19 protein-coding genes, 1 tRNA gene and 1 pseudogene are annotated in these 20,702 nt (G+C 43.1%); 15 read left to right on the top strand and 6 right to left on the bottom strand.

All coding sequences use genetic code 11. From position 1 onward, the window contains the following. Nucleotides 1–86, bottom strand: a pseudogene (locus FTV18_RS11850) (IS1595 family transposase); the annotation flags it as partial. A 212-nt stretch (nucleotides 87–298) separates the two neighbouring features. Here FTV18_RS11850 and FTV18_RS11845 point away from each other — a divergent pair. Then, nucleotides 299–1,249 (top strand): cation diffusion facilitator family transporter, encoded by a 951-nt coding sequence (locus FTV18_RS11845; protein ID WP_180018209.1) that lies wholly within the window; start codon nucleotides 299–301, stop codon nucleotides 1,247–1,249. Between the two features lie 55 nt (nucleotides 1,250–1,304). Here FTV18_RS11845 and FTV18_RS11840 read toward each other — a convergent pair whose 3' ends face one another. The 5 genes from FTV18_RS11840 to FTV18_RS11820 form a co-directional block, all read right to left on the bottom strand. Then, complete coding sequence (locus FTV18_RS11840) at nucleotides 1,305–2,282, bottom strand: fatty acid desaturase family protein (protein ID WP_180018207.1); 978 nt, start codon at nucleotides 2,280–2,282, stop codon at nucleotides 1,305–1,307. Nucleotides 2,283–2,376: 94 nt separating this feature from the next. After that, nucleotides 2,377–3,165, bottom strand: coding sequence for a PaaX family transcriptional regulator C-terminal domain-containing protein (locus FTV18_RS11835; protein ID WP_180018205.1), 789 nt, complete (start codon nucleotides 3,163–3,165; stop codon nucleotides 2,377–2,379). 383 nt (nucleotides 3,166–3,548) lie between these two features. Continuing rightward, nucleotides 3,549–5,261: an electron transfer flavoprotein-ubiquinone oxidoreductase gene (locus FTV18_RS11830; RefSeq protein ID WP_180018203.1), complete on the bottom strand. Its 1,713-nt coding sequence runs from the start codon at nucleotides 5,259–5,261 to the stop codon at nucleotides 3,549–3,551. A gap of 114 nt (nucleotides 5,262–5,375) precedes the next feature. Beyond that, nucleotides 5,376–6,617: an MFS transporter gene (locus tag FTV18_RS11825; RefSeq protein ID WP_180018201.1), complete on the bottom strand. Its 1,242-nt coding sequence runs from the start codon at nucleotides 6,615–6,617 to the stop codon at nucleotides 5,376–5,378. Nucleotides 6,618–6,674: 57 nt separating this feature from the next. Then, nucleotides 6,675–7,829: an acyl-CoA dehydrogenase family protein gene (locus FTV18_RS11820; protein ID WP_180018199.1), complete on the bottom strand. Its 1,155-nt coding sequence runs from the start codon at nucleotides 7,827–7,829 to the stop codon at nucleotides 6,675–6,677. A gap of 307 nt (nucleotides 7,830–8,136) precedes the next feature. Between FTV18_RS11820 and FTV18_RS11815 the strand changes: the two genes are divergently transcribed. The 14 genes from FTV18_RS11815 to lptB all read left to right on the top strand — a co-directional run bounded on the left by FTV18_RS11815 (nucleotide 8,137) and on the right by lptB (nucleotide 20,658). Then, entirely contained in the window at nucleotides 8,137–8,916 is a 780-nt protein-coding gene (locus FTV18_RS11815) for an enoyl-CoA hydratase (RefSeq protein WP_180018197.1), read from the top strand. A 3-nt stretch (nucleotides 8,917–8,919) separates the two neighbouring features. Beyond that, entirely contained in the window at nucleotides 8,920–10,437 is a 1,518-nt protein-coding gene (locus FTV18_RS11810) for a 3-hydroxyacyl-CoA dehydrogenase (protein ID WP_180018195.1), read from the top strand. Nucleotides 10,438–10,449: 12 nt separating this feature from the next. After that, nucleotides 10,450–11,652, top strand: coding sequence for a 3-oxoadipyl-CoA thiolase (locus FTV18_RS11805; protein ID WP_180018193.1), 1,203 nt, complete (start codon nucleotides 10,450–10,452; stop codon nucleotides 11,650–11,652). Nucleotides 11,653–11,667: 15 nt separating this feature from the next. Further along, nucleotides 11,668–12,885: a CaiB/BaiF CoA-transferase family protein gene (locus tag FTV18_RS11800; protein WP_180018191.1), complete on the top strand. Its 1,218-nt coding sequence runs from the start codon at nucleotides 11,668–11,670 to the stop codon at nucleotides 12,883–12,885. A 130-nt stretch (nucleotides 12,886–13,015) separates the two neighbouring features. Continuing rightward, nucleotides 13,016–13,867, top strand: coding sequence for an IclR family transcriptional regulator (locus FTV18_RS11795; RefSeq protein WP_125279305.1), 852 nt, complete (start codon nucleotides 13,016–13,018; stop codon nucleotides 13,865–13,867). Between the two features lie 243 nt (nucleotides 13,868–14,110). Next, nucleotides 14,111–14,491 (top strand): hypothetical protein, encoded by a 381-nt coding sequence (locus FTV18_RS11790; RefSeq protein ID WP_180018189.1) that lies wholly within the window; start codon nucleotides 14,111–14,113, stop codon nucleotides 14,489–14,491. Next, the gene (locus tag FTV18_RS11785) at nucleotides 14,461–15,033 is read left to right on the top strand and encodes an autotransporter outer membrane beta-barrel domain-containing protein (protein ID WP_180018187.1); all 573 of its coding nucleotides are present in this window, start codon (nucleotides 14,461–14,463) and stop codon (nucleotides 15,031–15,033) included. The genes FTV18_RS11790 and FTV18_RS11785 overlap by 31 nt, the downstream gene beginning before the upstream one ends. Before the next feature lie 393 nt (nucleotides 15,034–15,426). Then, nucleotides 15,427–16,848, top strand: coding sequence for a cysteine--tRNA ligase (cysS, locus tag FTV18_RS11780; RefSeq protein WP_180018185.1), 1,422 nt, complete (start codon nucleotides 15,427–15,429; stop codon nucleotides 16,846–16,848). Between the two features lie 65 nt (nucleotides 16,849–16,913). Continuing rightward, a tRNA-Gly gene (locus tag FTV18_RS11775) sits at nucleotides 16,914–16,989 on the top strand. Nucleotides 16,990–17,262: 273 nt separating this feature from the next. Beyond that, on the top strand, nucleotides 17,263–18,240 hold the full coding sequence (locus tag FTV18_RS11770; protein ID WP_004786235.1) for a KpsF/GutQ family sugar-phosphate isomerase: 978 nt from the start codon (nucleotides 17,263–17,265) through the stop codon (nucleotides 18,238–18,240). Nucleotides 18,241–18,243: 3 nt separating this feature from the next. Then, entirely contained in the window at nucleotides 18,244–18,783 is a 540-nt protein-coding gene (locus FTV18_RS11765) for an HAD family hydrolase (RefSeq protein ID WP_034170294.1), read from the top strand. Between the two features lie 33 nt (nucleotides 18,784–18,816). Next, a complete protein-coding gene (gene lptC / locus FTV18_RS11760; protein WP_034705852.1) occupies nucleotides 18,817–19,365 on the top strand; it encodes an LPS export ABC transporter periplasmic protein LptC in 549 nt (182 codons plus the stop codon). Continuing rightward, nucleotides 19,349–19,915 (top strand): lipopolysaccharide transport periplasmic protein LptA, encoded by a 567-nt coding sequence (lptA, locus tag FTV18_RS11755; RefSeq protein ID WP_159122791.1) that lies wholly within the window; start codon nucleotides 19,349–19,351, stop codon nucleotides 19,913–19,915. The genes lptC and lptA overlap by 17 nt, the downstream gene beginning before the upstream one ends. Next, nucleotides 19,915–20,658: an LPS export ABC transporter ATP-binding protein gene (lptB, locus tag FTV18_RS11750; protein WP_004786227.1), complete on the top strand. Its 744-nt coding sequence runs from the start codon at nucleotides 19,915–19,917 to the stop codon at nucleotides 20,656–20,658. The genes lptA and lptB overlap by 1 nt, the downstream gene beginning before the upstream one ends. Nucleotides 20,659–20,702 lie beyond the last annotated feature (44 nt).

The following is a 20,702-nucleotide window of genomic DNA, read 5'->3' as shown; positions in this document are numbered from 1 at the left end:
GCTGTTTTGGAAGCAGGAATATCAACACAAAAGCATTGAATAATTTTTTTAATCTTGTAGTGACTTAATTTACTGTTTTCTATCATGATTCTAGACTAACATAATCATTTTGCTAGTCTAGAGCCTTTAATAATTTAAGTACTAAGTTTGCTTAATGAATAGACATGGATATTTTAAAAGAGAGCCAAGTTATACAAAAAATTGCTTAAATATCAGCAGAGCAAGCGTAGTATAGAAAGTATAGGTAATAAGAAGTAGCTAAAACTTAGAATCAGATTCAAATGAAAAGGAGTATAAGGTGGGTGGATCACATCATCATGATCATAGTCATGTAGAAGTTAGTGCGAAGAATGCCAAAAAACTGTCCATCGCCTTAGCCCTGACGACAGCCTTTTTAATTGTAGAAGTTATTGCCGGTTTTATGACTCAGAGTCTGGCCTTGCTTTCTGATGCAGCACATATGTTTACCGATGCCGCTGCATTGGCGATTGCACTGGCTGCGATTAAGATCGGGCAAAAACCCGCAGATGATAAACGTACCTTTGGCTACCAGCGATTTGAAATTCTGGCAGCTTTGTTTAATGCGATTATGCTATTTCTGGTGGCGATGTATATCTTGTTCGAAGCTTACCAGCGCCTGAGCCATCCCCCTGAAATTGAAAGTCTGGGCATGTTGATTGTCGCCATACTTGGACTGGTCATTAACCTGATCTCCATGAAAATTCTGGTTTCTAGCAGTCAGGAAAGCTTGAATATTAAAGGAGCTTATCTGGAAGTACTGAGTGATGCACTAGGTTCGGTGGGTGTCATTATTGGCGCAATCATCATCTATTTCAGCGGCTGGATGTGGATTGACACCGTGATTGCGGTCATGATCGGATTCTGGGTCATTCCACGGACATGGATTTTATTGAAACAGAGCATCAATATTCTGCTGGAAGGAGTTCCCGATGAAATCGATATTGAAAAACTGCGCCATGACCTACTGGCGCTAGACGGTGTTGAAGATATTCATCAGCTAAAAGTCTGGGCGATTACTTCCAAGAAAGTCATACTGACCGTTCATCTGGTTGCGCCAGAAGTTGACTATAAAAAGTTGCATCAGGAGGCGTTTGAGATGTTGCACCATGAACATCACATTACTGAGATGACATTGCAAATTGAAGCAGAAGATTGTCCCCCAGAACAGCATCGGCAATCAGCCCATTCGCATGAGCATCATGACCATAAAGAAAGCCATCAACATTAAGTTTAAAAAATTTTGCCATCACACTTAATGTATTTTTAAACTTCGATCTTTTATTTTAGCCTTTTAATAATGAAACAATTACATCTTTATAACTCGGTGGCGCTTTCACGTAATCGCGCTCTCGCAACATCTGATGCATTTTGGGCAGATTTTGATGCGGAACAGAGGCCATTAAATGATGTTCAATATGATAATTTACATGAATCGGTGCAACGAAAGCCCGCGCTAGCCAGCCTGCATGGGTGGTACGGGTATTAGTCAGTGCAGAATGGCTGGTTTCCAGGCCTGCATGTTCAGCCATTGCCCGTATACGGATAAACAGTGGGAAAGGAGTGATATAAGCTAACGGCCATAATAAATAAAGTTTTGGATGACCGCTGGCCCAAAGTGCGGAAAATAGGGCAGCATTGGAAATCAGCATGCCCGAGCTATTTTTTAACAGATTCTTTGCCAGTTCCAAGTTACTGCGATTACCACGAGGAATTGGTTTCGGATCATTGGAAACACTCCATTCCAGAAGTTCTAAATCCATCAAGACTCGGCCAGCCAGAAATTTTAGGCCGGATTGACCATTTAAATCTCTAAAGAATTTTCTAAATAATGATTGTTTAGTAATTGGAAAGTTTTTCACCAAACCTAAATCTGGATCATCAGGTTGAGAGGTGCGGGCATGATGTTTCAAATGATAAGGACGATATTTACCGACCTCATTCCAGATCGGACGGGCGCACAACCAGTCAGTGAAGTGTGTGTTTAGCCACTTGGTTTTAAACAGACTGTGGTGTGAGGCATCGTGCATTAAAATGGCCATAGCCAGCTGACGACCTGCCAGAATGGCTAATGCCAAGGCACATATCAATATTTTTCCCCAGACTGGTAAATATTCCCAGCTATAAGCGACTGTGCCAAAGGTCAAAACAATCACAGCCCAAGTTGAGCCTACTGCCAGAGCCCCCTGTAAGTCGGATGGGGTGGTCAGCTCTTTGATTTCTTCACGGCTAAATAGCTCTGTGACACTCACTTTACTGTTCATTATTCTGCCTTGATCTAGTTCTTGTATTTCTTGTCACTATATTTGAATTAAAATATTACAGTCAATTTATTTTTGTGAGTGTATAGGAAATAAATTATACGCCTTGCTGCTGAAAATATTGCTGCCATAACTGCTGGCCTTGCTCTTCCATACGCCGTACAGCCAGTTCAAACTTTTGTCGGGCTGGAGCGTCTAGCCACTCTTCAGGCAATAATGGATCTGCACGCAGACTAAATACGGCAGATTTCGCCAGATAAAAGGCAGTTTTAGCTGATTCAGCCAAGGATAAATATTCATGACTTTCAAACCACTGCTCAATTTCCTGACTAATATTTAAATAGGTTTGATGGAGACCATGAATATCCCAAAGTGCAGATACATGGGTGTGCTGATCGATCTCGCTAACCTGAAAAAATCGTGCGCCTTGATCTAGGCCAAACTTGACGGCTGCTGATTTAAGCTCGTTCAAACTGAGTTGTAAATTATCCGGGCGGATAAACACATTCTGTTCCAGCTCCTGAAATCCATAATAACGCAGGGCTTTTTCCCGTTTAGATAAGGCCGTACGATCTACTCGTCCCAACGCACCGGTATAAACCAGAATGTATTTGCCATCCCAAGCCGTAGCAGTCTGCATATTGGGATGTTTGTTCAGGCTGATAAAAGAAGTATCAAATTTTTTTTCAATTAACTGATAAATGCCGCGTTCTACTGACTGAATGATCTGATCCTGATTGAGTCGTGCGACTGCAACCCGCAAGCTGTTGTCAGAGATTCCTAATAAATCTGCTGCACATAACATCTGTTTGATGCTAACAGTAGAGTTATGTGAGGCATAGAGCAGGTCTAGCACCAGATGTCGGGCATTCAGTTTATAAGTCATGAAACTAGATCGTGATTAGAAAATGAGAAATTGGAAACTTTTTGTACAATAGCATTTTGAATAGGAAGAACCAAAGAGGAATACGACTAAAGTGTTTGTATATTCAGGCAATTAATTTTAATTAAAGGTAATGTTTATAAATAAAAATGACTAGATAAGGTCTTGGTTTTTTACTGGGACACAATATTTCACAATCAATAAGCTGGTCTAAGCAGCAAGTCAGCGAAAAAGACCTGAATCTGTTTTTATTTTTTTATTCTTGATTATTTTTAATCCCAGCTCCCTTGGGAGCTGGGATTACCTAAAAAAATAAATGAAGCGTTATTCCTAACGTCTACATGTTTGGGTATGAGAGGCAATGCCTCGCAAGAATTATCCTAACATTACATGTTAGGATAATTCGGACCACCAGCACCTTCCGGCACCACCCAGGTGATATTCTGAGAAGGATCCTTGATGTCACAAGTCTTGCAGTGTACACAGTTCGCCGCATTGATCTGGAAGCGTTTAGAACCATCATCATTTTCCATGATTTCGTAAACACCTGCAGGGCAGTAGCGCTGCGCAGGCTCATCCCATTTTGGCAGGTTGACGTTTACTGGAATTGAAGCATCGGTCAGTTTCAAATGTGCTGGCTGGTTTTCTTCATGGACTGTATTCGATACAAAGACTGAAGATAGACGGTCAAACGTCAGCTTGCCATCCGGTTTTGGATAGTTCGGCTTGAAGTTCACTGCATCCACCGTTTTCAGTGCACTGAAATCAGGAACTAAATCATGGAGCGTGAATGGAACTTTAAACACGTTCTGGTCGATGAAGTTGAATGCACCGCCCATCCATTGACCAAATTTGTGCATTGCCGGGCCAAAGTTACGTGCGCTATATAACTCTTCTTTCAGCCAGCTATTGTTGAACTTGTCTGTATAAGACGTGAGTTCTTTAACGAAGAAGTCTTCACCTTCAGTCACACGTGCAACTGCAAGATCACCACCTTTTTCTACACCAGCTTTGATCGCTTCAAAGACTGCTTCACCACATAACATGCCTGATTTCATCGCAGTGTGTGAGCCTTTGATTTTCGCAAAGTTCAGGAATCCAGCATCATCACCAATCAGTGAGCCACCCGGGAAGGTGAATTTCGGCAGAGAGTTGAAACCACCTTTGGTTACGGCACGCGCACCATAAGAAATACGCTTACCGCCTTCCAGATATTTTTTGATCAGTGGATGGGTTTTCCAGCGCTGCATTTCCATGAACGGGTACATGTGTGGGTTTTCATAAGAAAGATCCACGATCATGCCCAGAGTGACCTGGTTATTTTCAGCGTGGTATAACCACCAGCCGCCTGAAGAACCTGTTTCAGATAAAGGCCAGCCAGCACCGTGCATTACCAGACCTGGCTTGTGTTTGGCCGGATCAATTTCCCAAAGTTCTTTAATACCGATACCGTAGTGCTGAGGATCAGCATCTTTATCCAGATTAAACTTCTGGATTAAACGTTTACCTAAGTGACCACGGCAGCCTTCAGCAAAAATCGTATATTTCGCGTGAAGTTCGTAACCTGGGGTAAAGTTATGCGTTGGTTCACCATCTTTACCAATGCCCATATCACCAGTTTGGATGCCTTTGACTGAACCATCTTCATGATACAGAATTTCAGCAGCAGCAAAGCCCGGGAAGATCGAAACTTCCAGTTCTTCCGCTTTCTGGCCTAACCAACGCACCACGTTACCAAGAGAGATGACATAGTTGCCATCGTTGTGCATGGTTTTCGGTACCATCCAGTGAGGAGCTTCTTGTGATTTTTCATCTGAAAGAAGGAAGAAAGTTTTATCCTCTGTCACAGGAACATTTAAAGGCGCGCCTTCTTCTTTCCAGTTCGGGAACAGCTCGTTCATGGCACGAGGTTCAAGCACAGCACCAGAAAGAATATGAGCACCGACTTCGGAGCCTTTTTCCACGACACAAACGGACAGATCATTCAGGTTGTTTTCAATTGCAAGCTGACGGATTTTGATTGCCGCAGAAAGACCCGCAGGGCCTGCGCCTACGATGACTACGTCAAACTCCATCGATTCTCTAATAATATCTTCCATAATAAGAAATCCTGTTTCGCTTAGCGGTATTTTACCACAGTGAAAAAGTTTTTAAATAGAAAGTTGGGAATTGATTATGAAAAAAGCCTCCTAGGAGGCTTTTTCTAAAACGGATTAAGATTTTTGAGGATCGTAGAGTTTTTCTTTGATGAACAGGGCAGGAAGCAGACCACAGATAAAGTATGCAGCACCCATTACTAAGAAGCCAAGACCGATCGAACCGCCTGTTGCCAGATAACCAATCGTAGCTGGGGCAATTGCCGCACCTAAACGACCGACATTATATGCACCACCAATTGCTGTGCCGCGTACGTTGGTTGGGAAGCTTTCAGTCATATAAGTCGCATTCACACCATATGGAATACCATATAGGAAACCGAAGATCACCAATAAGTATAGAATGTTGTCTGGTGAGTTATAGAATACGATCAGTGGTAGGAAGATCGCAGTACCAATCGCACCGAAGGCATAAGTAAAACGACGTCCGAATTTATCTGCCATTAAGCCTGCAAGGATTTTACCTAGAATCATCGCGGTATAGGTACCGACCATGTAGGCAGTCATTTCCTTGAACTTCATACCCAGTTCACTTTCAAGGTATGTTGGCATCCAGTTGTTTACGCCATAGTAACCAAACTGAAGGAAACCGGCAGTCAAAGCCCATAAGATAAACATGTTACGGTTTTTCTTATCTTGGAAAATCAGCTTCCAGGTCGACTCAGTAGGTTTGTCAGTCACTTCAACTTTCTTGAAGCGGTTTTCTTGCCATGCCGCTGGTTCTGGTACCAGAATGTGCATCAAAATAGCCAAGGCAATTGGAATCGCAGCTACATAGAACAGCATGCGCCAGCCGTGATCTGGAATTAACCAGCCCGCAAGCAAGGTCGCAACGATATAGCCAACTGTCCAGCCAGCCTGTAATGTACCTAAAACGGTAGTACGATATTTAGTAGGTACGTACTCAGCCATTAAAGTATTCGATGCAATATACAAAGAACCCAAGCCAAGAGAAGCGAAGAAACGTAATGCACCAAATTGAGCAAAGCTTTGGGTAAAACCAAGACCACAAGTCAATGCCGAAAATAAAAGGATTGAGACAACGACGGTACGTACACGACCGAATTTATCACAAGCCCACCCTCCGAATATACCTCCAACTGCCATACCTGCAAGGGTAAAGCTTCCGAGCATCCCAGCTTCGACAGAGGTTAGGCCAAATTCAGCTTTAATACTGTTTAAGCTGTAGGAAAGCAGCATTAAATCCGCACCATCGACCAGCAGGGCGAGGAATGCAAAAATAAATGCGATTTTCCAGGTATTTGGGCCAATTTTTGAAATTGTATTCGTTATAGCCATCATCCATTACCTATAAAAAAGGCCTGATCGCAAGGAGAGTTGATCAGGCCAAACTTGTTACTGAGTCGCCTCGCGAATCATATTGCGAGCAATAATGACTTGCTGGATTTGCGTGGTTCCTTCATAAAGACGGAATAAACGCACATCGCGGTAGAAGCGCTCAATTGCATATTCACTGATGTAGCCCGCGCCACCATGGATTTGCACACCACGGTCAGCGACACGGCCACACATTTCTGTTGCAAACATTTTTGCGCATGATGCTTCAGTACTTACATTCTGGCCGGCATCACGACGACGCGCTGCATCAAGCACCATGCATTTCGCTGCATAAATTTCAGCTTTAGAATCTGCCAGCATGCCCTGGATCAGCTGGAAGTTGGCAATCGCCTGACCGAACTGCTTACGTTCAACGGCATATTGCAATGAATCTTCCAGCATACGGGTTGCAGCACCCACGCTCAGTGCAGCAATGTGGATACGGCCTTTATCCAGAACCTTCATCGCAGTTTTAAAGCCAACGCCTTCTACACCGCCAATCAAAGCTGATGCAGGGATACGGCAGTTTTCAAAGATCACGTCACAGGTATGTGCGCCTTTCTGGCCCATTTTCTTGTCACGTTTACCCAGTGAAATACCTGGCAAGTTACTGTTAACGATGAACGCTGAAATAGCTGCAGCACCTTTTAATTCAGGATTGGTACGTGCCATTACTGTGAATACACCCGCATGTGGCGCATTGGTAATGAAACGCTTGGTACCATTCAGAATGTACTCATCACCATCTTTTACAGCAGTAGTTTTAAGCGACGCTGCATCAGAACCAGAATCCGGTTCAGTCAGACAGAACGAGCCAATAATTTCACCGCTGGCAAGTTTTGGCAGGAAGTGCTGTTTTTGCTCTTCAGTACCATCGATGATCAGGCCAGATGCGCCGATACCGTTATTCGTACCAATCAATGAGCGGAAAGCAGGGGAAGTACGGCCCAGTTCAAAAGCGATATAGACTTCTTCTTCCATGGTCAGGCCAAGACCGTCATATTCTTCAGGAATGGTTAAACCAAATAAGCCCAACTCTTTCATTTGTTGCACGATTTCTGCTGGAATTTCATCCGTTTCTGCAACAATTTCTTCATTTGGGATTAATACGCCTTCTACAAACTGGCGAATCATATCTACCAACTGGTCTAAGGTTTCCTGATCACGAATCATGTCCTAACTCCGTATCTAGGATTTCGTTCTGTCCACATCTTGTCCAATGTGAATAAAAACTCATCACTAAGCTAAATTTATGCGGATACTAATTAAAATTAAAACAAGGATCAATATATACGAAAGTATATTTCGCTGTGCGATATTTATGTTTTACTTTAAAATTGGCTTTAAATAATTGATTTAATGTGATTAATGCTGTTTTTAAGGCGTTATAAAATATTTTTTGTTCAAATTTGAATAGTTTACTTTGAACTAAATTTATGTATATTGTTAATTAAATACCGCTGTGCGAAATGAGAAGATTATGGAAAGCACTGAAATTTTAAAATTGACTGTACAGGAAGATGGCGTCGCAATTGTTCAAATCCATCGCCCGGAAGCACGTAATGCCTTGAACCTGGAATTACGTCAGCAACTCTCTGAAGCATTTCAATACCTTTCAAAATTAGATGCTGTAAAAGCGATTATTTTGACCGGCGGTGAAAAAGTATTTGCTGCGGGTGCAGACATTAAAGATTTCACCACTGCAACTACAGCCCAAATGTATTTACGCCATACTGAACAATATTGGCAAAGCATTACTGATTGTCCGAAACCGATTATTGCAGCAGTCAATGGCTATGCACTCGGTGGTGGCTGTGAACTGGCCATGCATGCGGACATCATCATTGCCGGTGAAAGTGCCAAATTTGGTCAGCCTGAAGTGAAACTGGGCTTGATGCCAGGTGCAGGTGGGACACAACGTTTACTGCGCGCGATTGGTAAATATCAAACCATGCTTTGGGTATTGACCGGTAAATTGGTGAAAGCTGCTGAGGCTGAGCGTATGGGCTTGGTTTCTGAAGTCGTGGAAGATGAAAACACCATTACCCATGCGATTGAGATTGCTCAAACGATTGCGTCTTTCTCTCCAATTGCAGTGCAGCAAATTAAAGAAGTGACCAATCTTGGCCAAGATCAATCTTTACAAGGTGCTTTGGCATTGGAACGTAAAGCTTTCCAGATTTTATTTGATACCAAAGATCAGAAAGAAGGCGTGAATGCGTTCTTTGAAAAACGTCCTGCACAATACACTGGAGAATAAGACATGACCATTCAATCTATGGCGCTCATTGGTACTGGTGTAATGGGCATGGGTATCGCGCAAATCGCAGCCCAGGCAGGTCTGGAAGTGCGCTTATTCGATGCCAAAGCAGGTGCGGCAGAAGCAGGTTTGGCTAAACTTAAAGCTACGCTTGAAAAGCTGCAAGCCAAAGGTAAATTTACTGAAGAAGTTCTGAATGCAACTCTGGCACGTTTCAAAATCCTGAATAGCATTGAAGAAGTGGCTGGTGTTGATCTGGTGGTTGAAGCCATCATCGAAAATCTGGACATCAAGCAAGGTTTATTTAAACAGCTGGAAAGTATCGTATCTCCAGAAACCATTCTGGCAACCAATACCTCATCACTTTCAGTGACTGCTATTGCATCCAACCTTGAGCATCAAGGTCGTATGGCGGGATTCCATTTCTTTAATCCAGTGCCCTTGATGAAAATTGTCGAAGTGATTGCTGGCCTAGCAACAGATGAACAGGTCGTTGCAGATCTACTCGAACTGGCACAACGTATGGGGCACTTCGGTGTGCGTACCAAAGACACGCCTGGGTTTATTGTTAACCATGCCGGCCGTGCTTATGGTACGGAAGCACTGAAAATCCTAGGCGAAGGGATTGTCTCAGTTTCAGAAATCGACCGTATTCTGCGTGAAGGTGCCGGTTTCCGTATGGGACCACTGGAATTGTTTGACCTGACTGCACTGGATGTTTCTCATCCAGTGATGGAATCGATTTTCAACCAGTATTATCAGGAAGATCGTTATCGTCCAAGCGCTTTAACCCGTCAAATGCTGGCTGGTAAAAAAGTCGGTCGTAAAGTCGGTGAAGGCTTCTATAAATATCAGGATGGTCAAAAGACCAATGAAGCTCCGGCTCAGATTGCGCCTGAAGTAACTGAATTCAGCCCAGTCTGGATCAAAGCAGATCTTGAGCAGGATGCCAGCATCTTGCGTGACTATATCCGTGAGCAAGGCTTGATCATCGACAGTGCTGAAACTCCGGCAGCTGACAGTCTGATTCTATTGGCCACTTATGGTGAAGACACGACAACAGCTGCATTACGTTTTGAGGTTGATGCGACTCGTGCAATCAGCATTGATATGCTGACTGATTTTGCCAAGCACCGTACCATCATGCCTTCGATTGCAACTCAAAAAGCCTATATCGACCAAGCACATGCATTGTTTGCTAAAAATGGTCATGGCGTATCGGTAATTGCTGAAAGTATTGGCTTTGTCGCACAGCGCGTATTGGCAATGGTCGTGAATCTGGCTTGTGATATTGCCCAACAACAAATCGCAACTGCAGCCGATATCGATAAAGCAGTAAAACTTGGTCTGGGCTACCCACATGGACCAATTTCATGGGGTGATGTTTTGGGCGCAGAACGTATCCTGTTGATCCTGGAACGTATCCTGGCGAATACTGGTGACCAGCGTTATCGTCCAAGTACATGGTTACAACGCCGCGCCCGTTTAAAACTATCTCTTCTTCACACTGCAGCAGTTTAAGGAATCAAACTCATGTTAAATGCATATATTTATGATGGATTACGTACGCCATTTGGCCGTCATGCAGGAAGCCTGGCAAAGGTTCGTCCAGATGATTTAGCTGCACATGTGATTAAGGCATTGGTTGCAAAACATAATCTACCTGCTGATATTTTTGATGATGTGATTCTGGGGAATACTAACCAGGCCGGTGAAGACAGCCGTAATATTGCACGTCATGCAACGTTATTGGCGGGTCTAGATGTGAAAACGCCAGCACAAACTGTGAACCGTCTATGTGCTTCAGGTTTAGCAGCGGTGATTGATGCAGCTCGTGCGATTACTTGTAATGAAGGGGATATCTTCCTTGCAGGTGGTGTCGAGTCGATGTCTCGTGCACCGTTTGTCTTTGCCAAATCTGAAACACCATTTAGCCGTGATTTTAAAGTATTCGATTCAACCATCGGCGCACGTTTTCCGAACCCTGCCATTGAAAAACAGTTCGGCAATGACACCATGCCGCAAACTGGCGATAATGTAGCAGTAGAATACGGTGTAACCCGTGAAGATGCAGACCAGTTTGCTGCAGCATCACAAGCCAAATATGAAGCAGCTAAACAGGCAGGTTTCTTTGCTGACGAGATCGTGGGTGTTGAAGTGCCTCAAGGCCGTAAATTACCAGCAAAATTGGTCGATCAAGACGAACATCCACGTCCATCTTCTAACTTGGAAGCGCTACAGAAACTACGTCCACTGTTTGAAGGCGGTGTAGTGACTGCGGGTAATGCTTCTGGTGTCAATGATGGTGCAGCAGCGCTAATCATTGGTTCTGAAGCCGCTCAGGAAAAACTGGGCATCCAGCCAATGGCGAAAATCATCGCTTCAGCGGCTGCGGGTATTGAACCACGTATTATGGGCGCCGGTCCGGTTGATGCGATCAAACTAGCATTAAAACGTGCCAACTTGACGTTGGATGACATGGATATCATTGAAATCAATGAAGCATTCGCATCACAAGTTTTAGCATGCTTAAAAGGTCTGGGTGTGGCATTTGATGATGCTCGTGTGAACCCGAATGGTGGTGCGATTGCAGTTGGGCATCCACTCGGTGCTTCAGGTGCTCGTTTAGTGCTCAGCACCGCTCGTGAATTGCAGCGCAGCGGCAAAAAATATGCTGTGATTAGTCTGTGTATCGGTGTGGGCCAAGGTCTGGCACTGGTCATCGAACGCGTATAAACAAAGGAAAAACACATGGGTGCATTAGAGGGTATTCGCGTACTGGATTTAAGTCGCGTACTTGCAGGTCCTTGGTGTGGTCAAATCCTCGCGGATTTAGGCGCTGAAGTGATTAAAGTTGAACGTCCTAAAACGGGTGATGATACCCGTATGTGGGGACCACCTTGGATGAAAAATGACCATGGTGAAAATACACGTGAAGCGGCGTACTACCAGTCAGCCAACCGTAATAAAATGTCAGTTGCGATTGATATTTCAACGCCTGAAGGTCAGGAACTGGTCAAAGCACTGGCTGCTGATTCAGATGTGGTGATTGAAAATTACAAAGCGGGTTCATTGAAAAAATACGGTCTGGATTATGAAAGCCTCAGCGCGATTAATCCGAAACTGGTGTATTGCTCAATTACTGGCTTTGGTCAAACTGGCCCTCGTGCACCTGAACCAGGTTATGACTTTATCATCCAGGGGATGGGCGGTTTAATGTCTGTCACTGGTGAGAAAGATGACTTACCAGGTGGTGGACCACAAAAAGTTGGCGTGGCTTTTGCGGATTTGACGACGGGTTTGTACTCGACCATTGCCATTCAGGCTGCTTTGCTGAATCGTCATGTGACTGGCCTGGGTCAGCATATTGATATGGCACTGTTGGATGTGCAGGTTGCTTTGCTGGCAAACCAAGGGATGAACTACCTGGCTTCAGGTAAAATTCCAGGTCGTTATGGTAATGCGCATGCCAATATTGTGCCTTATCAAGTGTTCCGCGCTGCCGACCAAGACTTCATTATTGCCTGTGGTAATGACAAGCAATTTGTTGCCTTGAGCGCTGCAATTGGTTTGCCTGATTTACCGCAAGATCCACGTTTTGTGACCAATGCACTGCGTATTCAGCATCGTGCAGAAATCACAGAGCTGCTAGCCAAACATTTCTTAAGCAATACTGCGAAGCATTGGGTAGAAGCAATTCATGCAGTGAAAGTTCCGGTAGGCCTGATTAATAACCTTGAACAAGCTTTCCAGGAACCACAAGTGCAAGCGCGTAATATGCTGGTTGAGATCCCCCATCCGTTAAAAGAAAAATTAACGGTGATTGGCTCACCAATTAAATTATCGCGTACACCAGTGGAATATCGTAAAGCACCACCAATGTTAGGTGAGCATACGAATGAAATTCTTTCACGTGTCGTGGATGAGGAAAAACTGGAGGCCCTAAAAGCTCAAGGTATTGTTGGTTAATAAACAAGAAAACCCATAAGTCCAATAAAGAAGCAACTTAATCAAAGTTGCTTCTTTGCTATATACAAGATAATTATTTATAATTTCGCAATGCGAAACACTTATTATGAATTTGAAGGACGGTGAAGACATGTCTGATGATGTACCTGAAACCGATCAGTCGGAAGAAAAATTAATTGCGCCTTTGCGCCATGAGTTATTGCATCCGATCGAAGATATGCAGGATGAAAATGACCGTCAATTTATTACAGCTTTAGCACGTGGTCTGGAGTTACTGCGCTGCTTTAGTCCAAAACATCAGCATCTGGGCAATCAGGAACTGTCACAGATGACAGGTCTACCTAAACCGACGATTACCCGTTTAACCCATACCTTATCCCGTTTAGGATATTTAAAGCAGGTTCCGAATTCGAGCAAGTTTCAGCTCTCAGTCGGCGTACTGTCTTTTGGTTATTCGATGCTGTCGAATTTATCCTTGCGATCGGTTGCTCATCCATTAATGAAAAATCTGGCAGACTATGCTGAGGCAGCCGTTGCAATGGCGACCCGCGACCGATTGAACATGATTTATCTGGATGTGGTGCAGGGCAAAGGCAATGTCACCATGCGTCGTCAGGTAGGAACCCATTTGCCGATTCATTTAAGTTCAATGGGGCGTGCCTGTCTGGCTGCAATGCCAGAAGATGAGCGTGATTTTCTGCTTGATGCGATTCGCCGTAAACATGTTGAAGAATGGCCACAGATCCAAAAAAATCTGGAGAAGTCATTTAAAGACTATCAGGAATATGGTTTCTGCTTTTCAATCGGTGAATGGCATAAGGATGTGAATTCGGTTGCAGTTCCTTTTGTCCATGAACAGCATGGTCTACTGGTGTTTAACTGCGGCGGTCCAAGTTTTCTGCTCAATGAAGAGAAAATCAAAAATGATATTGCACCACGTTTATTACATATGGTGAACAATATTAGAAATGAATTGGGATAATACATTTCTCAATTGATTAATTTTAGAAAATAGTAGGTATTTCAATTAAATACCTGCTATAAAATATCTATAAAATTCATTGAAAATAATAACTCTTTTACCTGATAATAATTTATCATTATTTTACAAATACTTAATTAATTCCTCTATGGTAATTCATGAGTGTTTTTATCACTCATAAGACCTTAATTTAAATTAAAAATAGCTTGATAACTAAAGATGATAAGGGGTATGAAAACTAAGATGAAGACAATTACAACAGCTCTTTCTTTGGCGGTAGTTGTTATAATGGTGACTGCATGTGGTGGTGCAAAATCCTCTACAACAGTGAATACACCCCCGACTAATGGCGGTACTACACCGACTACGCTTGCTTATACCTATGACAAAGCTAAATTTAATGTTGTGGATAACGCTGCGCCTACTAAACAGGTAAGGATCGAGATTGCTGATCTTGATGTTCAAAAGAATGCATATCTGCAACATTCTGTCCAAAAGATATTTAAATACATTCAGGATTATCAGAATGGTACGATCACGGTTGAAGACCTGACCAATGCGGGGATCGCAATTCAAGATCCGTCACCAACATTTTGGCTGATGCTTCAACTGAAACTGATGTAACTGGTCTGGGCGCTTATGCAAAATGGCAATCTGACAAGGGTGTATATGTTTCAGGTAATGTGCAGCTTGGTTTCGGTGATGTTGAGTTTAACCGTACTGTGACTGATGGGCTTGATTCGGTGAAAGAATCCAATAAAGCTGATCTGTTTAAATACGGTGCTTATGCTGAACTGGGTTATGACTTCTTCGCTGACCGTCTGACTGTTTCACCATACATGGCTTTAAGCTATAACGCTGCAAAACTGGATGCGGTCAAAGAAGATACTGTTATTGGTCTGACTGTAAGTGATGTAGATGTGGCTGAAACTAAAGCGCATGTGAGTGTGCGTTTTGACTATGAGCTAAACCAGAATCTTTACCTGACTGGTTATGGTGAGTATGCCGATGCCTTTGATCGTGATAATGGCATGGTCACAATCTTGTCCAATGTAGATAATGCAATCCAGTATGGTTATCAGGCTCCGTCCTTTGACAAGGATTACCTCTTGTATGGTGTCGGTTTGAACTATACCAGTGGCAATAAATGGAACTTGGCGAGTTGACAGGCAATGCATCTGAATCAAGCGATTACCTGATTCAGTTAGGCTTGAAATACCACTTCTAAGTCCTGAAATGAAAAAGCCCTCTTAAGATAGGGGGCTTTTTTTAATTACTGAATTATGATTTTTCAATAATCAGGTGTAGCTTTCACGGATCATGCTGATGGTTTTACAGGTGGTATTTAGTAGATCATTATGGACTTTATTTCTGAAAGTCCTTAATTTCTTTACTCATACTGCAAATTGCAATTTAAGGCTCTTACGTTCCATGCATGATCTGTCTATGTAATAAAAAATAACCGCAGAAAAAGTCTTGAAAACTTTTCTTAAAACTTTATGAAAAATAATGCTTAGGTTAAGATGAACCATCATTTGTAAAAGCATTCTAGAAGACCTATGCAACCATTTGTTCTATATAACTCAGAGCAACGTAAAAAAGTAGAATTTGTGCCTCGTAAAGAAGGTCAGATTGATCTGTATGTCTGTGGGATGACGGTCTATGACTACTGTCATATTGGACATGCACGCACGGTGGTTGCATTTGACTATATTATCCGTTTCCTGCGCAGTCAGGGCTGGAAGGTGAAATACGTACGCAATATCACCGACATTGACGACAAGATTATTAAACGTGCCAATGAAAATGGGGAAAGCATTTCATCACTGACCAGCCGTTTTATTGATGCCATGAATGAAGACTTCGCCAAGCTGGGCTGTCTTGCACCAGATGTTGCACCAAAAGCCACTGACTATATCGATCAGATGCAAAATATGATTGATACACTAGTCCATAATGGCACAGCATATCCAGCCAATAATGGTGATGTTTATTTCGAAGTTGAAAAATTTGCCAAATACGGCCGCCTTTCAGGCCGTAAACTGGAAGATATGCAGGCAGGCGCTTCTGAACGTGTAGACGTCGAAGTTGAGAAAAAACACCCATTTGACTTTGTACTTTGGAAACATGCCAAAGAAAATGAACCTTCTTGGGCTTCACCATGGGGCAATGGTCGTCCAGGATGGCATATTGAATGTTCTGCGATGTCAACCTGCTGCCTGGGCAATCATTTTGATATTCATGGTGGCGGTGCTGATTTAAGCTTCCCGCATCATGAAAACGAGATTGCACAATCTGAAGCAGCGACAGGTGAGCAGTATGTGAACTACTGGATGCATGCCGGCTTCATCAATGTTGATGGTGAAAAGATGTCGAAGTCTTTGGGTAACTTCTTTACTATCCGTGATGTGATTGAAAAATTCCATCCGGAAGTGGTGCGTTACTTTATTGTGTCTTCACACTACCGCAGCCCAGTGAACTATTCTGATGTGGCCTTAAAAGAAGCGAAAAATACGCTGATGCGTTTCTATCATTCTTTCAAAGCTTATCAGGCAGTATATGGCGAACAACTGGTTGAAACTCTGGATCAAAGCTTTGTTGAGCGTTTCAATACAGCCATGTGTGATGACTTTAATACACCAGAAGCCATTGCTGTATTGTTTGAACTGAATAAAGAGCTGAATCGTGCAGTAAAAGATCAGAATCAGGAACAGGCTGCTGTTTATTATTCTACTCTGCGCCATCTCACCAATATTCTGGGTCTGGTACAGCACAATGTCGACGAATTCTTAAAGTCTGATATTGGTCAGGAAGCTTTAGGCTTGTCTGAAGAGCAGATTGAAGATCTGATCCAGCAACGTAAAGATGCCAAAAAAGAGAAAAACTTTGCTCGTGCCGATGAAATCCGCCAGTCTTTATTAGACCAAGGAGTGGTGCTGGAAGATACCCGTCAAGGAACTGTATGGCGTCGTGCTGATTAATTCGACAGTTGAATCAATAGAGAGTTGACAGTTAGCAGAAACTCTCTATAATTCACTCCCATATTGCGGGAATAGCTCAGTTGGTAGAGCACAACCTTGCCAAGGTTGGGGTCGCGAGTTCGAGTCTCGTTTCCCGCTCCAAAATTCAAAAAACCCTGATCGAAAGATTGGGGTTTTTTATTGCCTACGCAAAATAAAAAGGAAAATCAGAACTGATTAACATAATGAAATTCTGAATAATGAAGAGCTTTTGGTCAGGGAAATTTCTAAACATTCTGTTTAAGTTTTATGAAAAGCTCTACATTTTGAAACCTGACATTTGCATAGATATGATAAAATTGCGAAAATTATTTTTTGCTAGACTGAGTCAACTCTGTATAGAGTTAAGGTAAACCTACTTTGAACCCACCAAATATGCCAAATCAAATAGACTTCCAGAAAGTTGCACTTGAAACCTTGCGTATCGAAGAACAAGCATTACAGATTTTAGCCACGCAGATTGATGAGCGTTTTAGTCAGGCATGTGAAATTATCCTGCAGTGCAAAGGTCGTCTGGTGATTACCGGGATGGGGAAATCTGGGCATATTGGTCGTAAGATGGCGGCAACTTTTGCCTCTACGGGTACGCCTTCATTCTTCATGCACCCGGGCGAGGCAGGGCATGGTGATCTTGGCATGTTGGTACCGGGTGATGTACTGATTGCCATTTCAAACTCAGGCAAAAGCGATGAAATCATGATGCTGATGCCTCTGATCAAGCGTCTGGAAATTCCTTTAATTACCATTAGTGGTGATGCCAAAGGCCCAATGCCACAAAATGCTGATGTGGCTTTAACTCTGGGTCATCTTCAGGAAGCCTGTCCACTTGGTCTGGCACCGACTTCGAGTACAACGGCAACTTTAGCGCTGGGTGATGCACTGGCTGTCGCTCTTCTGGATGCACGGGGTTTTACTGCTGACGATTTTGCCTTGTCACATCCAGCAGGTGCCTTGGGTAAACGCTTATTGCTGCATGTAAAACACTTAATGCACACTGGTTCGGAATTGCCAAAAGTGTCACCAGATACACCAATGAATCAAGTTTTATACGAGATTTCAAATAAACGCCTAGGTTTAACCACAATTGTGGATCAAAATGACCTATTACTGGGTATTTTCACTGATGGTGACTTGCGCCGCCTGATCGACAAACAGCAAGGTTTTGATGTCAATTTACCGATTCAGGAAGTAATGACCAAAAATCCGCTGACGATTTCTCAGGAAGCGCGTGCTGTCGTTGCACTGGAAAAAATGAACGAACGTAAAATTAATCAATTTGTTGTGGTTGATGATGCCAATAAAGTCATTGGTGTAATTAGTATGCATGACCTGATTCAGGCTGGGGTAAATTAATAGATGGCATCTTATGTATTATTAGAGCAGGCACGTCATATTGAGGCACTGGTACTTGATGTAGATGGTATTTTAAGCGACGGTTTTGTCACATTGACCAATACGGGTGATGAGATCAAGTCTTTTGATATCCGTGATGGGCTGGGTATGAAACTGGTACAGCAAGCCGGAATCAAAGTGATCATTATCACTGGACGTCAAAGCAATATCGTACAAAAACGTATGTCGGATTTAGGTGTAGATCTGGTTTATCAGGGCCGCGAAGATAAAGGGACTGCTTTACGTGAAGCGTGTACTCAGCTCAATATCGACCCTGAAGACTGTTTATACATGGGTGATGACTGGCCTGATCTGTCTGCCTTCGCGATTGCAGGCATGAAAGTGACTGTTCCAAACGGGCATGTTGAAGTACGTCGTCGTGCTGATCTGGTAACGCAGGCCTATGGTGGTCGTGGTGCGGTACGCGAGATTTGTGACATGTTACTGATGTCCAAAGGTAAGTACCAAGAGTTACTTGAAAAATATACTCGTGCGCCTTATTAATAAGTCATACATCCTGGATTAAGTACACCGCTTATGGACACTAGAGTTTTATATCTTACGGCTATTATCATTGCCGCAATAAGTGGTGGTTATTACTATTACAGCGGTAAAGGCAACAAGTTGCAGACTGATTCTGCACGTAGCATGACCTATTCTGCGAATAATATTAACTTAACCCAAACTGATGAAAAGGGCATGTTGTCTGTTCGTGCCCAGGTCGACCAGCTTGAACAAAACCTGCAGCTAGAGACTTCAAGTCTCAAAAATCTGCAGGCAACGACCTATAAAGACGGTCAGATTGATGCGACATTCTTTGCCAAACAGGGCAACGGTTATGATGACAATACAAAAGTTGTACTTTCTCAAGAAGTGCTGGCGACCAAGATCATGCAAAATGGAAAAATGCAGTTCCGTACCGAGGAGCTGACCGCTTTTCCGAAAACACGTGAAATTGAAACCGATAAAACTGTCATTGTTGAATCTCCACAGGCTGAATTTATCAGTCAGGGCCTAAAAGCCAATCTTAATGATGGTCAATACGAATTCTTTAATATTCGAGGAAAGTATGAACCAAATTCCTAGAGCTAAAATGATGAAAACTTTCCTTAAGCGCGCTGCGTTATTAAGTCTGGTTGCATTGGGTTCAGCCACTGCGTTTGCATTGCCATCTGACCGTAACCAGCCGATTACCTTATTAGCTGACCGTGCGACTTTTAATGAGCGTACCGGAGTCACGACTTATTCAGGTAATGTCATTATTGAACAGGGCACCATGAAATTGCAGGCCAATTCGATTGTGGCGAATCTGAATAATAAAAAACAGATCAGCCTGATTACGGCAACAGGTAGCCCGGCTCAATTTCAGCAGAAAGTTGATCCTGCCAAAGGTTTGGCCAAAGGTCAGGCACAGAAAATTGTCTATAATGCGGAAACCGGGATTATTACCCTATCTGGAAATGCCTACTTGCAGCAAGATGGCGCTAGTATCCGTGGTAATACGCTGAAATACAGCATGAATAAAGGCGATATTGAAGCAACAGGTACACCAAATAAAACCGGTTCAGCAGCAGGTCGTGTACAAATCGTGATTCCGCCTTCATCTTCGAAATCCTTTCCGGGAGCACGTGATTAATGGCACAGACGCATCAGGTTCAAACTTTAACCATTAAGCATCTGGCGAAAAATTATAGTAAACGCTGGGTAGTCAAGGACGTTTCCTTCAGTATGGAAAGTGGGCAGATTGTTGGGCTTTTAGGGCCTAATGGTGCAGGTAAAACTACCAGTTTCTATATGGTGGTGGGTCTGGTGCGTATGGACAAGGGTGAGATCCATCTGGATGATCTCGATTTATCTGACTTGGCAATGCATGAACGTGCGCGTAAAGGTATTGGCTATTTACCGCAGGAAGCTTCTATTTTTAGAAAACTAACCATTTCTGAAAATATTATGGCGATTCTGGAAACCCGTAAGGATTTAAGCAAAGCTCAGCGTCAACAACGTTTAGCCGAATTACTAGCAGACTTTAAAATTACCCATATTAAAGATTCATTGGGTATGAGCGTGTCGGGTGGTGAACGTCGTCGTGCTGAAATTGCTCGTGCTTTGGCGGCCGACCCAAAATTCATGTTACTGGATGAACCTTTTGCCGGGGTTGACCCGATTTCCGTGGGTGATATTAAAGATATTATTACGACGCTGAAAGATCGTGGAATTGGGGTATTGATTACCGATCACAACGTTCGTGAAACTTTGGCCATCTGTGAACATGCCTATATTGTCAGCGAAGGTTCAGTTATTGCTGAAGGCACGGCACAAGAAATTCTGGCCAATGAAACGGTACGTAAAGTTTATCTGGGTGATGACTTTACTGTATAGAAAATTTTCATTATCAGAAAAACCCGCATTAAGACTTTAGTCGT

The organism is Acinetobacter sp. YH12241 (assembly GCF_013417535.1).
Classification (GTDB): Bacteria; Pseudomonadota; Gammaproteobacteria; order Pseudomonadales; family Moraxellaceae; genus Acinetobacter.
This window is presented reverse-complemented; position numbering and strand designations above follow the sequence as displayed.

Coding starts and splice junctions, on each gene's coding strand:
- lptC (WP_034705852.1), top strand. CDS start 18,817: ATGGACACTAGAGTTTTATATCTTACGGCTATTATCATTGCCGCAATA.
- lptB (WP_004786227.1), top strand. CDS start 19,915: ATGGCACAGACGCATCAGGTTCAAACTTTAACCATTAAGCATCTGGCG.
- cysS (WP_180018185.1), top strand. CDS start 15,427: ATGCAACCATTTGTTCTATATAACTCAGAGCAACGTAAAAAAGTAGAA.
- FTV18_RS11840 (WP_180018207.1), bottom strand. CDS start 2,282: ATGAACAGTAAAGTGAGTGTCACAGAGCTATTTAGCCGTGAAGAAATC.
- FTV18_RS11790 (WP_180018189.1), top strand. CDS start 14,111: ATGAAGACAATTACAACAGCTCTTTCTTTGGCGGTAGTTGTTATAATG.
- FTV18_RS11765 (WP_034170294.1), top strand. CDS start 18,244: ATGGCATCTTATGTATTATTAGAGCAGGCACGTCATATTGAGGCACTG.
- FTV18_RS11815 (WP_180018197.1), top strand. CDS start 8,137: ATGGAAAGCACTGAAATTTTAAAATTGACTGTACAGGAAGATGGCGTC.
- FTV18_RS11805 (WP_180018193.1), top strand. CDS start 10,450: ATGTTAAATGCATATATTTATGATGGATTACGTACGCCATTTGGCCGT.
- FTV18_RS11825 (WP_180018201.1), bottom strand. CDS start 6,617: ATGGCTATAACGAATACAATTTCAAAAATTGGCCCAAATACCTGGAAA.
- FTV18_RS11835 (WP_180018205.1), bottom strand. CDS start 3,165: ATGACTTATAAACTGAATGCCCGACATCTGGTGCTAGACCTGCTCTAT.
- FTV18_RS11795 (WP_125279305.1), top strand. CDS start 13,016: ATGTCTGATGATGTACCTGAAACCGATCAGTCGGAAGAAAAATTAATT.
- FTV18_RS11800 (WP_180018191.1), top strand. CDS start 11,668: ATGGGTGCATTAGAGGGTATTCGCGTACTGGATTTAAGTCGCGTACTT.
- FTV18_RS11820 (WP_180018199.1), bottom strand. CDS start 7,829: ATGATTCGTGATCAGGAAACCTTAGACCAGTTGGTAGATATGATTCGC.
- lptA (WP_159122791.1), top strand. CDS start 19,349: ATGAACCAAATTCCTAGAGCTAAAATGATGAAAACTTTCCTTAAGCGC.
- FTV18_RS11770 (WP_004786235.1), top strand. CDS start 17,263: ATGCCAAATCAAATAGACTTCCAGAAAGTTGCACTTGAAACCTTGCGT.
- FTV18_RS11810 (WP_180018195.1), top strand. CDS start 8,920: ATGACCATTCAATCTATGGCGCTCATTGGTACTGGTGTAATGGGCATG.
- FTV18_RS11830 (WP_180018203.1), bottom strand. CDS start 5,261: ATGGAAGATATTATTAGAGAATCGATGGAGTTTGACGTAGTCATCGTA.